Raw genomic sequence first — 14,046 nt, forward strand, 5'->3', positions numbered from 1 at the left:
CTAAGTGAATGATAATGAACAGTTAATAAATTACAAATATTTTCCAATTATTTGGAAAGCAACATAGAAGACTATGAGTCTCCTTTGTCTTTCTGCCAAACATATTGCGGCTACATAACTCCGCTTACAGGCACACTGACGGTGTCGTGGACGGGGAATTTCTCGCAGCTGATGTAGAGGGTGTCGAATGCGTCGGAGCCGTCGGTGCGATGTTCGAGGAGATCTTCTTCCTATTCGGCGAACTTTTCACCTGACTTGGCCTTACTAAAGCCGTTGCGTTCTCTTGACACTCCTACCGACTGGAGGGCAAGAATAAGGCCGGGATTGTTGCTACGGCTGAAAAAGGTACATAAGGCGTTACTTGCCAGCGAAGCCCTTGACTGATGAGCTGGTGCTGCTCGTTGAGATGCATTGGGTTGCCTAGATGACCCACTTCTACCTGCTAGTCGTGGCATTCAAACTAGTGGATGACCACGAAAATTCCGCTCGTTGGTGAGAGACTTTGTTACGACCAAGGGCATTAGTGTAGTAGTTGATGACAGTCTTATTCTAGTAGCTCTGAATGATACGTAAGAATAGAATCCCTGACATCGTGCCGTAATAAACTTTTTTCTTAACCGTTTGATTTTTGGGTGTAATAAAGGGTGTAAATCACGTAACTTATTGATTTACACCCTTGTTTGCGGAGAGAGAGGAAAATGACCATTTCGCTGCAACTCCTTGTATCATAGTCTTTTATTTTTTTATCCTTTTTAATTGTAGCCATATTGTAGCCACAACAGAGTATTTTGAGAGTACACGCAGATACTGCTACCCGAAATGCGCACTTGCATTTCTTGGGTTCAAAAGTACAAAAAAGTAGAACATCCTCCAAATTATTGTGGGAAAATGTTTTAGAAATCTTTTGGCTACAATTTTCAGTGCATGGTGCAAGTCTATATATATAGATAGACCTTGCACCATGCACTGACAGTCCCAAAGGTGTGATTGATATGGCAGGCTCAATATTTTCGCCTACGTATTGGGCAACACGGCAACAAATAACGCATAATGTTAAAAATGCAAAATGGCAATATAATGCCAATATTGGCAATTTAATATTCTTTCTAAAGCCCTATTTGTTAAGAACTTTGCAGCATTATTTCTAACAAAAAGACGGATACATATGAATACAAAGAAACAAAACTCCGGAAGTAATGCAAAATTCTACGTTGTACTTCCGACACTTGAAATCATGCTCTCCGCCAGCAAAAACTGCAAGCTAAGGGCAGGCTATGCCAATATGGAATATTCCAACTTTATGAAACACTGCAAGATGCAGACCGACCTTCGTATCAACACTTATGCAAGATGTGCGGCAGCCTTCGATATGGACGTGCTCTTGATACATCTCCCCAAGGGTATGATTGAGTCCATGATAGCAACCACGCCCCATAAAAGCCTTCGCTTCTCCACAATGGAGCAGGAAGATCTCATCGTCATTCTCAATCGGCTGTGCAAGCTGGACAGTAGAAGATTTAAGCAGCATCTTATGCAGTTATTGCACCAATTGGGGAAGGACTCTGAATTTCCAGACGGATGATAATCCACGGAGAGCAACTATTCAATCCTAAACTGAAAAGAGAAGTGGCATATGACAGAAGAAGACAATTTACAAAAGACGGTAATTGCAGAGTTACGCTCACTAAGGAACGACATGGAGCGGATAGCCGGCTTTATCGTGGAAATGAGACGCGATTATTCCGTTTTGGAGGATAAGATGGAACTCAGTTCCTCCGACGTCATCAGACTCTTGGGCATTTCGCGGGCATCCCTTGCCCGATGGAGGGACACCAACGCAATCCCGTTCAGGTATATATCATGCAACCACGTTGCCTATCCGTTCAAGGGACTTTACGTCGCCGTCAAGAGCGGACGTGCCTCCTTCAAGGGTTTCAGACGAGTGGAAGCCCTGCAACGACTCAACGCCTACAAGGATGGTGTCCTTAAAGGTTATATGGGAAATGGTCAAACTTTATTTGAGGAGCTATGAACATCAAAGAAGAAATACTAAGCCGAACCAACAAAGGACTGGATGTGTTCTGCTTCTATATGCCTATCGACTTTGTGCCAAAGCGCAATTTCCGAAATCCTATGTATGACGACAGGCGTGCATCGTGCAATATCTATCTCGACAACAAGTCCGGCTGCTACCGAATGAAGGACTTTGGCAACGATGCCTACTCCGGCGACTGCTTTTGGTTTGCAGCCACAATGCTCGGACTGGACGTGAGGAAAGACTTTGTTAAGGTGCTTGAAACCATAAATCGGGACTTGCAGCTGAATATTTGCATTGAAAGGAAAGAACATAGTAATCCCCACACAATGATGATGAAGCCTTGTAAACCAACCTTAGTACAACCACCTAACCAGCTCAAGAAGATGGAAGGTAAAAAGTGGTACAAGCTAATTGAGCAATCTTTCAATGTCAAAGAACTAGACTATTGGGAGCAATATGGTATTGATACTAAGACTCTGCAACGTTTTCATGTAAAGTCGCTTGCTCACTATGAGTCTGTCTCCAATCAGGGAAAGCCGTTTACTCTTGGTTCTACACATGATGAGCCTATGTTTGGATATAGCATGGGGAAGTTTGTAAAAGTCTATCGCCCTAAGAGTAAGCTGCGCTTTCTTTATGGGGGTGAGAAAGTGAACGACTATGTCTTTGGCTTCCAGCAGCTGCCCAGCAAAGGGGATGTTGTTTTCATCACAGGTGGGGAGAAAGACGTGCTTTCACTTTCGGCTCATGGTTTCAACGCCATCTGTTTCAACAGTGAGACGGCACAGATTCCTGAGAATATCATCGAAGGATTGCAGCTTCGCTTTCAACACATTATTATATTGTACGATACGGACGAGACAGGTGTAAGGGAAGCTAAACGGCAGACAGATGCATTTGCTCAATACAAGGTATTGAGTCTAACCTTACCATTGCAAGGGGGTAAGTCGGAGAAGGATATATCGGACTTCTTTGCCTTGGGCAATGAAGCAAAGGACTTGAAAGTGCTTCTTAATGATATGTTCACCAATATGTATGCACAGACGATGATGATATTGCAATCTTGTGAGATAGACTACGATAATCCGCCAGACGCTTCAAAGTCGGTGGTGGCAGTAAATGGTGTTCCGCTTGGAACGCAGGACAATCTGTTTTGTATCACAGGTGGAGAAGGAACAGGCAAAAGCAACTACATTGCCGCCATCCTTGCCGGCACTCTTGGGAGAGAACGATTAAAGGCAGAGCAAACCTTGGGATTGGAAGTAACAGCCAATCCCAAAGGATTGGCTGTACTTCACTACGATACAGAGCAATCGGAGGCACAACTCTATAAGAACTTGGAGAAGACACTTCGCAGGGCTGGTGTCAAGTCCGTGCCAGAGTTTTATCATTCCCTCTATCTGGCATCGCTATCACGCAAGGACAGACTGAAGATTATTCGTGAAAGTATGGACTTATTCCATCACAAGCACGGGGGAATACACCTTGTGGTCATTGACGGTATAGCAGACCTGATACGCTCCGCCAACGACGAGACGGAGAGTATAGCCATCGTAGACGAACTCTATCGATTGGCAGGGATTTATAATACTTGCATTATTTGTGTCCTACATTTTGTACCTAACGGCATTAAACTCAGAGGACATATAGGCTCGGAGCTGCAACGTAAGGCAGCCGGCATTCTCTCCATTGAGAAGGATGACAATCCTGAATACTCAGTCGTCAAGGCTCTGAAAGTGCGTGACGGCAGTCCTCTAGATGTGCCGATGATGCTCTTTGGCTGGGATAAGAAAGCCGATATGCACATTTATCGTGGGGAAAAGTCGAAGGAGGATAAAGAGAGACGCAAGACCGATGAGCTGTTGGCTGTTGTAAAGTCTGCATTCCGTGCCAAACTAAAGTTATCATATCAAGAGTTATGCGACGTGTTGATGCGAGAAATGGAAATCAAGGACCGAACGGCAAAGAAGTACATTGCCTATATGAAGGAGCAGCGTATCTTGTCGCAAGACACAAGTGGTAACTATCAAAAAGGAGAATTATGTCATACATAGACCAAAGAACCGAAGAAACATGGCAGAAACGCTTGTTTGACAAGCTGATGACCGTTGAGAACAAACTTGACCATCTGCTGGTTTTGCAAGAGCAATCTGTCGATACGACCATTCACCCTCCATTGAAACCCGAATACTTGGACATCATCGACGTTTCCAAGATACTCAAAGTGGAGCAGAAGACCATCTATAACTGGGTTTGGGCAGGAAAAATCCCTTATCTTAAAGCCAATGGACGGCTTCTTTTCCTGCGTGAAGAGATAGACGAGATGTTGCGCAAACGGGATAATTGGTAAGACCTTATCGTATGTTTTCACTCGGTATTTGCTGTTCAATGTTTTTTATTGTTCATTATTATTGAACGATCATGATTTATTGAACAGAAAATTTGGAACTATCATATTTGTTCATTATCTTTGCATTGTTCAATAGAATTGAACAGGTTTTGAATAATGAACAAATATGAGTGAATTACTTATTATTGAACAAGCAGTAAATGCTATGAAGTTACAATGGTTAGAAAGTAACGAAAGCATTACATACGATTTTATTCCACAAGAAAACCCTATGATTAAGGGACAAATAAAAATCTTGGGGATAAATTTTCTTTGCTTAATTGAAAACGAGGTGAACGGTGTTAATGTAACTCGTATCAAAGATACCATAAAAAACTGTCCTGATTTGCAGGCAATCCCTTTTTTGGTAGTAGCACGATATGTGCAACCCATGGTCTATGAAACTTTGAGAACGGCTGGCATCAACTTTGCCGATACCGCAGGAAACTATCAAATTCGGCATACAAAAGACAAGGGTATCATATTTCAACTCTCTCATACAGGCGAAAAAGCACCTACAACGCTTAACAAGAGTTATCCTATATTTCAAGAGGCAGGACTAAAGGTCATTTTCTTTTTGCTACAAGATGATAATAACATAAGTAAGACTTTCCGAGAAATTAAGGAACAATGTGCGGTTTCTTTGGGTACCGTAAAAAATGTACTTGATGAATTAGAGGTGCGTAAATTTGTTCTCACAACCAAGAAAAAACGCACTTTAAGGGATAAGCGTCGATTGCTTGACTTGTGGGTGGAGAATTACCATCAAGTACTTAAGCCTAAATTGCTGATTAAGCGTTTGGGGTTCAGAGACGTAAAGAGCAAAGAGCAATGGGATAAGATAACCTTGCCTGAGGGGATGTACTGGGGCGGAGAATGTGCAGCTTATCAAATTGATGGGTATTTAACACCACAGAAATTTGAGATTTACACAGATTTAGCTTTCGGCAACCTGATGAAAACTGGTGCCGTGCATACCATTGAGGGAGAAATAGAAATGTATCAAAAATTCTGGAAAGCCGGCAAGATGCCCGTAATCCTTATTTATGCGGACCTGTTAGGTGATGGAAACAGCCGTTCCATAGAAGCTGCAAACAAATTATTGAACGATGAACTTCCAGATTTCAAGTGATAAAATAGGCAATCCTCTTTTGATAGAATTGCTAAGCGTAGTCAATGAATGTTTCAAAGAAGTTGGACAAGACTTCTTTGTCATAGGTGCAACAGCCCGGGATATATTGATTCGACAGTTAGTAGGAATAAGTTCTGGTCGAAAGACAAGAGACTTGGATCTCGCTATTGCTATTCCTAACTGGAAAGCCTTTGACGATATTACGCAGACACTTTTATCGCATGGATTTACAAAAGAAGAGAAAATGTATCAGCGGTTTTATTATGGGGCTTACGAAATGGACGTTGTACCATACGGTGAAGTTACAAAGGAAGATGGCTATATTTACTGGCCACCGGAAGAAGATATTGCCATGTCGGTTAAAGGATTTGAGGAAGTGCTGAAAAATGCCATAACCGTAAGCATTGATAATAAATTCGACATCAAGATAGCATCGCTACATGGACTTTTCATCCTCAAACTCAATGCTTGGCTGGATCGCAATATCCAAACAAGCAAAGATGCGGATGACATGGGCTTTATCATAGATAACTATTTCTTTGCCAACTTAAACCGGAATGTTTATCAAGAAGTATATGATTGGGAGGACTTTGACGAGTTTGTTGTTGGTGCATATTGGCTTGCCAATGATATTGTCAGCTTTTTATCCATAGAGCATTTAGCCTATTATGGGCAATGCTTACAGGGGGAAATAGAAAAAGAGGAGGATAGCCGACTCCTTCAACAAGTGCTTGACAGTAACTCTGCTTTTCAATATGAGCAAATTCTTCAAGCTTTCAAAAAAATGATAGCGGTGTTTAATAAGAATCTTCGATGAATATACAGATTGAGTTTCAAAGTATCGCTACTGGCGAAAAGAATGGCGACTTTGTCCTATATGAAGAATTAGCTGGTGGAACATTAGTGGTACTTGCCGATGGCATGGGAGGATTGTCCTTTCCCGAACAAGCTGCCAAAACAGTTTGTGAGGCTGTACGCTATTATTTTGTGAACAATGAAGTGTCCAATCCGCTTAACTTGATTAGACGAAGCCTTGAGTATGCCGATAATGTTCTGGGTGAATTATGCTACCAAAAGAAATCCAAGATGGGAGCTGCACTTACTCTTATGTACATCACTAATATGCAACTATATTACACCTCATTGGGTGATGTCCGATTATATCATAAAAGCATTGATGGAACAATTACGCAACTTACGACGGATGATGTCGTGTGCATAGAGGATGAGTATTATCTCACAGTCTGTATTAACGGTAAAGGATTTAGGAATCCGATAGAAGTGCAAAATATACCCGTGAAAATTGGCGACGGCTTTCTTCTTTGCAGCGATGGCTTTTATAAATGCCATCATATAAATGCTTATCTGCAAAACAAGGAATTGCCACCCTTGCAACATAGAAAAGATGATTGCTCCATAATAAAGGTGGATATTAGGTAAAGCAATTAGACTTGGCAATAAAGATTGTCAAGTCTAATTGCTTATACTTACACTTAAAGTCTCCATTTAGGGCGGATGCTTTGATAGTGATTGTCTTCTTCCTTTTCTTGTGTCTGAGTGGTACTACTCTTCATTGTCGTGGAATTTTCATTATTGGATATGTCCCTTTCCTCCTCCTTATCCTCTTTGTTATCTGTAATCGTCAAGGCAATCTTTCTGTCCAACTCTGCCGACTGCCCTTTGAGCGAACGAAGCTCGTCCTCTTTCTTCCACGTTCCATTAGCAATAGCAGTATAGATTTCCTTATTGGCTGCAACCTTATCTTTCTCCTTCTCATGCGATTCTATCACCTTGGGGATACGCCCCAGCGCACCCAAGAAGTTCTCACACGCAAGTTTCGGGTCTGTTGCCAACTTACCGTTATTATAGGTATAGTAAATGCTTTCCTGTCCTTTGACAAAGAAACGGTTCACGGAGCAGTCAAACAAATCTTTTGAGGTACTCTCCGTCTTCACCATGATTGAAAAACCATAAATCTCACCGATTTTATTGTACTCGCCTTTGGTACGTGCCTTGTCGTTAATTTCTTGCAGGCGTGCGGCAATGACCTTGATGTCTGTGCTGTCTTCCACGCCCTTTACGACCAGTTTATTGATAGGATTACCTTCTTTGTCACGCTCCACACGCTTCTCAAAGCACGCCAAGTCTGCCTTGGCTTCCTTGATCTTGTCTGAATGGAAAGACACGGAGCTGTCAATCTCCGCCAACTTGCCCGTTGCGGCATCACGCTCACGGAGGAAATTCTTACGCTCTGATTCCAGCGTGGCAATCTTCTTGTCGAGTTTGGCTTTCTCTAACAAGTCCGTATTACCAGATAGCACGGCAACATACTCTGAAAAGTTCATACCGCTATCCTCGTCCATCGATCCCTCGTCAATGGTACGACTACCGAGCGTGTTGGTCTTCAACTGATTGATAAACAATTGCTTGTTATGTAGTAGGTTGAACTTATAACTGTCCAACGACCGCTCCACGGCATAGATAATCACATCGACCTTGTTGTCAGCAAATTCTTTGGCAACCATATTACCTTTACGAATTGCCCGACCATTTCGCTGCTCCAAATCTGAGGGTCGCCAGGGTGTATCAAGTTGATGCACCGCCACCGCACGCTGCTGGGCGTTGACACCCGTTCCAAGCATAGAAGTAGAACCGAAAATGATGCGGATGTCTCCACGATTCATCGCTTCTACCATCGCTTTTTTGGCTTTCTCGTTCTTGCACTCCTGAATAAAGCGTATCTCGTAAGACGGGATATGATAATCTTCTACCAATTTACGCTTCACCTCAGAATAGATATTGAAGTCCCCACCGGGCTTGTAAGTACCCAAGTCAGAAAACACAAATTGCGTACCTTTCTGTGCATCATACTTCTGATAGTAGTCATTGAGTAATTTCGCACAATGGCTTGCCTTGTTGTCGATATGGTCTGAGTACCCGTTTTCGTCTATCATGCGTAGATCCAAGCTCATCTTGCGGGCGTAATCAGTTGCAATCAGCATCTTTGCCTTTTCCTCACTCTCGCTCAACGGCGCACGCCCCAAAAGCGTGGCATCACCGTTTTTGGCAAACTCCATCAACTTGCCGATAAACTCCTCCTGTTCAGGTGTCGGCGGAATGTTATGGAGTATCTCGTTTTTTTCGGGACGATCGATGCCTATATCCTTTGCTGTGCGGAAATCGCAAATCTCCGCATAAAAGTAATAGAAGCGAATGTAATCGGCTGATTATAAAAGGAAAGCATAAATAAGAATAATAAAAGGTGAACGATTTGGAAACGAGCGAGTTTCTTTCTCCTTCTTTCTTTTGCAATGCCTCAAAGAACTCTTTATTCTTGTTTGCAAAGATATAAATTTTTCACAAGAAGGTATACGGATTTCAAGAAATTCATAGAAAACTTCACTGTATGAAATTGGAAAAATTATGAAAATCAGAGAAAAAAGATGCTGAAAAATTTGTTGTAAACCTCAAATCCGCAACTAAGCCCTTGAACGTCCTTATTGCGTTTACACGTCCTCTCATTACTGAATTTGCAGATAATTTGAATTTGAAGCCCCCACCTCTGCCTACAATATCCCCTTACCTCACAATGTGACTTGAGGCAATACACAATATCATTCCCATAAGTTGTATGCATTATCCAAAATTAGTCTGGAAAACATCTGCGTAAGCATTATTACAGGTATAGATATTCAGCACATACTGCCTTGATGTTCTGATCCACTAGGCTGGTACAGAGATAAACCTGAAGACAAACGCTTTTATGCGACTTGTTGCATCGAGTCCGAACTTCTTTACGTCAAGTCTTTGAATAATGACCTTGTAAAAGTTACGGATAAGTGCTGTAAGAAGAAGGAACACTGTGTTCTCTGCCATGAAGGATTTGGACAATCTGTCCCACCCGAAACCATTGTTCATATTATCGAAGATATGTTCCTTTCCTCCACGAAGGTTATAGAACTCGACAATTTCTCTTACGGAAGAATCATAGTCGTTAGTCAGAATACAACGGTATGTGTATTCTCCTTCTCAAAAATCCTGCACACCATCCATCCGTTTCTGTCTTTGAATCACAAGTCGATATGCCTTACCTTTCCACTTCTCAACAAGGATAGAGTTCAATTCAAACCCAATGCAATTGATTTCCTCAGTTTTCCAGCCTTTGAGAGCAAAGGTATCATTGTAGATCGAACTGCAGCGATTAGCAGGGATATAGAAGGACTTGCAGTGTTTTTCTATTTCCTCCACGATTTCCACGGAACATGATCCACAATCAGCACTGAAGCGATTGATAATGAGCCTATTCTGTTCAAATCTCTCAAAAAATCTCTTCAGCGTGTCCTTCTGATGGAAACGAACATTTGTGTTACCATCGCTATTCTCTATACCGACTATCAAATTGCCAATAACCGCCACGCCAGGGCGATAACCAAGGAACTTCTTGTACGTAGGCTTTGCATCATACTTCTCTGTCTCTATGAACTGGTGGTCGAAATCAACATCATATATCTCACCCTCTTTCAGTTGGCCAGATGCAAATATACAATTGAGCAATAAAGTATTGAGAGTGTCAGCCGTATTGAAATCGTAGGTCTTGCCCATATCTGATGTGTATGAAATGTTTTCTTGCGTCAGCTCCTTTATCGCTCTGAGGATAGTATCAGAGCTACAAGTGCGAAGTGTCGGATGAAGCGAGAGGAGGTTCATCAAATGAGTAGTGACATCCTGGGGTACATGAACCGCCACAGAAGTAAATACTCATGAGAGAACGGATGATTTCGCTGTACTGATAACCGAACGATCCACACCTTAGACCGAGGGTTGAGTCGATTACAGATGATAATGTGGAGTCAAATTGCTCCATGATTGAAAATAATCCCCCAAAAGGAGTGAGTCTCTCAGATTTAATTTATATCTTTGCCATGTCTATCGTCGGATTCTCTTGTTTTTTTTTGCAACACTAAGATAAGTGAAAATTCTGACATTACAAAATCTTGAGCAACTTTTTGTTGCTCAGATACTTATATAGTAATATGGATTTGAAATTCGAAATACTTAAATATTCACATAAGCAAACTTGCAACAATGCACAAGAAGGAAAAGGATTCTTTATGTTTCCTTACTACAACTATATCTATGATGCAATAATCAAAATCATAGATAATTATCCGTTTTTGCAGACAGATGACATTGTAGAGCAGCTTTCATACCAAGTCGTTTCTTATGCTTACAATACTTATTTGAAGTTTGTTTATCCATTTGAATTTAATTTGGCGAAAGAAAATAACTTTTTGAAAGGTAGCACAGAAGAAGAACAAAGTCTATTCTTTCGTGATACATTATCATCTAATGATGAATGGATAACATATTTCTTTGAAAAATACCCGAAGTTGCTTTCTATACTTGAGAGTTATTCTGTCAATATTATGCATCATATTGATAGGCTTCTTTCTGCTTTAAAAGTAGATATAGAAAGTTCTGCCATAAAAGATTTAAAGATTACAGAGATTAAACTTTTTGAAGGGGATTTGCATGAGGGCAATTGTGTCTCATCAGTTTTGTTTTTCAATGGTACGAAATTGTATTACAAGCCAAGAGGAGCTGCTAATGAAAAGTTCATTGCGGATACAATATCTGTACTTGATAAGATGGGATTATCTATACATTTGGGGATTCCTGCCTTCATAGATAGAAATAGCTATTCTTGGCACTTGCAAGTAAAGCCTTGTGATATGGAGAATTGTGATTCTATTAATGAGTACTATTATAATTTGGGAAAAATACAGGCTTTCTTATATCTGTTTGGTGCACAAGATATAATTCCTGATAATCTAATGGTTTTTGGTAATTGCCCATATATAATTGATTGTGAATCTGTTGTATCAAAGAAATTTAAACATTTAGATAGCACTAAAATCAGTGCGTATTTACAATCTTCTGTCCTTGAAACTGGTATCTTACCAGATTGGATGTTTAATGATGCAAATGAAAGGGCGCAAATCTCATCTGTTTTATTTGAATTTGATGCTTTTAATTATCATTTGCCGAAGAAAGAAGGAAAATGTTATACTATAACGACAGAAACTCTTCAAGATTTTGAAAAAGGTTTTGCAGACGCATGTGACTTTATGAGAGCACATAGACTTGAATTATCAAGATATTTCAACTCCTATGATTTCAATTCTATATGTTCAAGAGTCTTATTGCATCCAACAGTTATATATTCTTATCTTTTAACAGAGATGGTAACTCCCCCATATCTGCATGGAGACAAGGATATAAAGGAACTTATAGAACCTATTGTCAGGAAAGAATCTTATGGTGTGTTAAGCGTTCCTCTTATACATTCTATTGCAAATCAGATAGAAAAAGGGAATATACCCTACTATTTCATGTATTTAAACAAGAATTCTCTATATACTTTGCCAAATAGCATCGTTGTAGATGAATGGATTTCTGTTGCCCCAAAAGAAAACTCTGTTATAGTAGAAAAATTATCTACACTCTCCACAAAAGTGCAGGAAGAGCAATTGTGCATGATAGATGAGTCTGTAAATTTCTTTATAGATGTTGTAGGAACTACTAATATAAATAAAGTGCGCATTTTACCTGTTGGAAAAGATTCCTTAGATAGAAATGTTCTATGGCAAGCAATCGAGCGAATTGAGAAAGAAATTCGTAAACGAATGATACAAATTGATAATGAAATAGGATTTGTATGTAGAACAAGGAATGTCTATGATGGAAAATTCCAAGTCTGTTTGATGAACGACTCTTTATATGATGGACTTTTGGGAGTATGCTTGTTTTACCTTACCTTGTTCACATACAGTCATAACATACAACACAAAGAAATTGCGCATGGAATTTTTCAGCAACTGTGCGAACATAGGGATATTGTCCATATTGGCGTTGACAAAAGTGAGATTGCTATATCGCCTTTATCTGGTATTATGGGATTGTTGTACATTATGGAAGTATTTCCAGATTTATACAATGTTTCGGTGTATCAGTCTATAATCAAAGAAGTAAAAGAACTGATACCTATTACCACTCTATTTGATTATATGTCAGGATTAGCAGGTGTAATACTTTTTACAACACAATGCAAATTAATGAAAGAAACTGATAAGTTGACTATTTTGAAAACGAGTGGTGAAAGGCTGTTGCAACTTGCCAAGAATATAAAAGGTAAAACATATTGGACATATACTGATGGCAACAAGATTATTGGTAAAAATGATTTGAATTTAGGAGGATTTGCTCATGGCAGTTCTTCTATGGCAACAGCAATATTTTTGCTGTATAAACAATTTGGTGACATTCGATATTTAGAAGCATTTAAACACTCGTTACTTCATGATCGCTCTTTTTATTCTGATAAGATTCAAGGCTGGATCGATGGAAGAAACCCTTCATATGAAGAAGATAGCGGAAGTTGGTGTCATGGTGCAACAGGAATTGCATTGTCAAGACTTATCTTGGCGTCAGAAGGATTTTCCGATAAAACAATGGTAAAAGAACTAAAAATAGCTATCAACCAGATTGAAAAAAGAATTGGCTATAATCTTTCTGTTTGTCATGGCTCTATGGGAAATTTGGAAATACTGCACTTGTTATCTATGCAAAATGATACAAAAACTTTTAGATGGGTTAATTCGATAGCAACAGAGATAAGTAAAAGCCAAGATATTATTTGTGGAGATGACAACCGAAATAGTCAAGTAGGGTTGTTTTTGGGATTTGCAGGAATAGGATATCAACTTCTAAAATTTTATGATTGGAAAAATATTCCAAGTATATTGTGTCTTGAAATCGCTCACTCCACATTTTTAAATGAAAATAAAAGCGGATGCCGAAAAGCTCATAGAGTAGGCTAACTTAAATTATTTCAATTTATGAAAAAAATTAATCAGTTGAAATCTGTTCTGACAGACGAATTCTCTGTTCTGAACAAGGAGTCATTAATGCTTGTTCTTGGAGGTCAAGCTCACACTGTAGCAGCACAAGGTTCTTGTGGTTCTTCAAGAAGTAGCCGAAGCTGTGACCATACAGCTGTGTGCAATTGCATGTGTCCTATTATTGTTAAACGACCAAAACCGGGCCTACCAAGCACCAACCTTTAATGGAATTGTAGCTTGTAAGGTTCTCTGAAGAGTTCAAATGGATGGGGCTGCCAAATACTATATTTCGGCATACCCCATCCTTGGTGTACGCTCGGCATGAGCATTTTCTAACGGGTGGAAGTCCCGAGTAAGCCCTAATAGCGGGAATTACATAGCCAAGAGCAAGGGTGTTCATCGTGAGGTGAAATCTGGAGGAAGCTGTCGGCAAACATCTGACCTAACGAACAGAAACTTCATACAAGGCATATAACCATGGGCAAGGTTGCACTACAAACCAAAGCCCGATAGCTATTCGGAATGGTTGGTGTAAATGAAGTAGGTATAAGATGGAAAGATAATGTTCTTATCCGAGGAGGTCTCA

The 14,046-nt window shown here is 40.1% G+C and carries 10 protein-coding genes and 1 pseudogene; 8 read left to right on the forward strand and 3 right to left on the reverse strand.

From position 1 onward, the window contains the following. Positions 1-230 precede the first annotated feature (230 nt). Positions 231-455: a hypothetical protein gene (locus DEM91_RS10360; protein ID WP_249858878.1), complete on the reverse strand. Its 225-nt coding sequence runs from the start codon at positions 453-455 to the stop codon at positions 231-233. Between the two features lie 710 nt (positions 456-1,165). On the opposite strand from DEM91_RS10360, the gene DEM91_RS10365 reads away from it, so the two are divergent. The 7 genes from DEM91_RS10365 (at position 1,166) to DEM91_RS10395 (ending at position 6,999) form a co-directional block, all read left to right on the forward strand. Beyond that, positions 1,166-1,582: a hypothetical protein gene (locus tag DEM91_RS10365; RefSeq protein ID WP_004339693.1), complete on the forward strand. Its 417-nt coding sequence runs from the start codon at positions 1,166-1,168 to the stop codon at positions 1,580-1,582. Between the two features lie 51 nt (positions 1,583-1,633). Continuing rightward, positions 1,634-2,032 carry a hypothetical protein gene (locus DEM91_RS10370; protein WP_048742084.1) on the forward strand — a complete coding sequence of 133 codons (399 nt, stop codon included), beginning with the start codon at positions 1,634-1,636 and terminating at the stop codon, positions 2,030-2,032. Further along, entirely contained in the window at positions 2,029-4,092 is a 2,064-nt protein-coding gene (locus tag DEM91_RS10375; RefSeq protein WP_249858879.1) for a bifunctional DNA primase/helicase, read from the forward strand. The genes DEM91_RS10370 and DEM91_RS10375 overlap by 4 nt, the downstream gene beginning before the upstream one ends. Next, positions 4,080-4,388 (forward strand): helix-turn-helix domain-containing protein, encoded by a 309-nt coding sequence (locus DEM91_RS10380; protein WP_024992803.1) that lies wholly within the window; start codon positions 4,080-4,082, stop codon positions 4,386-4,388. The genes DEM91_RS10375 and DEM91_RS10380 overlap by 13 nt, the downstream gene beginning before the upstream one ends. Positions 4,389-4,554: 166 nt before the next feature. After that, entirely contained in the window at positions 4,555-5,559 is a 1,005-nt protein-coding gene (locus tag DEM91_RS10385; RefSeq protein ID WP_024992802.1) for a type IV toxin-antitoxin system AbiEi family antitoxin, read from the forward strand. Next, positions 5,537-6,376 carry a nucleotidyl transferase AbiEii/AbiGii toxin family protein gene (locus DEM91_RS10390; protein ID WP_036868796.1) on the forward strand — a complete coding sequence of 280 codons (840 nt, stop codon included), beginning with the start codon at positions 5,537-5,539 and terminating at the stop codon, positions 6,374-6,376. Before DEM91_RS10385 ends, DEM91_RS10390 begins: the two co-directional genes overlap by 23 nt. Then, positions 6,373-6,999 carry a PP2C family protein-serine/threonine phosphatase gene (locus DEM91_RS10395; RefSeq protein WP_024992801.1) on the forward strand — a complete coding sequence of 209 codons (627 nt, stop codon included), beginning with the start codon at positions 6,373-6,375 and terminating at the stop codon, positions 6,997-6,999. Before DEM91_RS10390 ends, DEM91_RS10395 begins: the two co-directional genes overlap by 4 nt. Before the next feature lie 53 nt (positions 7,000-7,052). Here DEM91_RS10395 and DEM91_RS10400 read toward each other — a convergent pair whose 3' ends face one another. Both DEM91_RS10400 and DEM91_RS10410 read right to left on the reverse strand, forming a co-directional pair. Then, positions 7,053-8,636: a helicase C-terminal domain-containing protein gene (locus tag DEM91_RS10400; protein ID WP_249858880.1), complete on the reverse strand. Its 1,584-nt coding sequence runs from the start codon at positions 8,634-8,636 to the stop codon at positions 7,053-7,055. A 559-nt stretch (positions 8,637-9,195) separates the two neighbouring features. After that, positions 9,196-10,423 (reverse strand): annotated as a pseudogene (locus DEM91_RS10410) (IS1380 family transposase). 169 nt (positions 10,424-10,592) lie between these two features. Here DEM91_RS10410 and DEM91_RS10415 point away from each other — a divergent pair. Then, on the forward strand, positions 10,593-13,439 hold the full coding sequence (locus tag DEM91_RS10415) for a DUF4135 domain-containing protein (RefSeq protein ID WP_036926048.1): 2,847 nt from the start codon (positions 10,593-10,595) through the stop codon (positions 13,437-13,439). The last annotated feature ends 607 nt before the right edge of the window (positions 13,440-14,046 follow it).

Source organism: Prevotella sp. TCVGH (genome assembly GCF_023522295.1).
Taxonomy (GTDB): Bacteria; Bacteroidota; Bacteroidia; order Bacteroidales; family Bacteroidaceae; genus Prevotella; species Prevotella timonensis.

Coding starts and splice junctions, on each gene's coding strand:
- DEM91_RS10360 (WP_249858878.1), bottom strand. CDS start 455: ATGCCACGACTAGCAGGTAGAAGTGGGTCATCTAGGCAACCCAATGCA.
- DEM91_RS10365 (WP_004339693.1), top strand. CDS start 1,166: ATGAATACAAAGAAACAAAACTCCGGAAGTAATGCAAAATTCTACGTT.
- DEM91_RS10370 (WP_048742084.1), top strand. CDS start 1,634: ATGACAGAAGAAGACAATTTACAAAAGACGGTAATTGCAGAGTTACGC.
- DEM91_RS10375 (WP_249858879.1), top strand. CDS start 2,029: ATGAACATCAAAGAAGAAATACTAAGCCGAACCAACAAAGGACTGGAT.
- DEM91_RS10380 (WP_024992803.1), top strand. CDS start 4,080: ATGTCATACATAGACCAAAGAACCGAAGAAACATGGCAGAAACGCTTG.
- DEM91_RS10385 (WP_024992802.1), top strand. CDS start 4,555: ATGAGTGAATTACTTATTATTGAACAAGCAGTAAATGCTATGAAGTTA.
- DEM91_RS10390 (WP_036868796.1), top strand. CDS start 5,537: ATGAACTTCCAGATTTCAAGTGATAAAATAGGCAATCCTCTTTTGATA.
- DEM91_RS10395 (WP_024992801.1), top strand. CDS start 6,373: ATGAATATACAGATTGAGTTTCAAAGTATCGCTACTGGCGAAAAGAAT.
- DEM91_RS10400 (WP_249858880.1), bottom strand. CDS start 8,636: ATGGAGTTTGCCAAAAACGGTGATGCCACGCTTTTGGGGCGTGCGCCG.
- DEM91_RS10415 (WP_036926048.1), top strand. CDS start 10,593: ATGGATTTGAAATTCGAAATACTTAAATATTCACATAAGCAAACTTGC.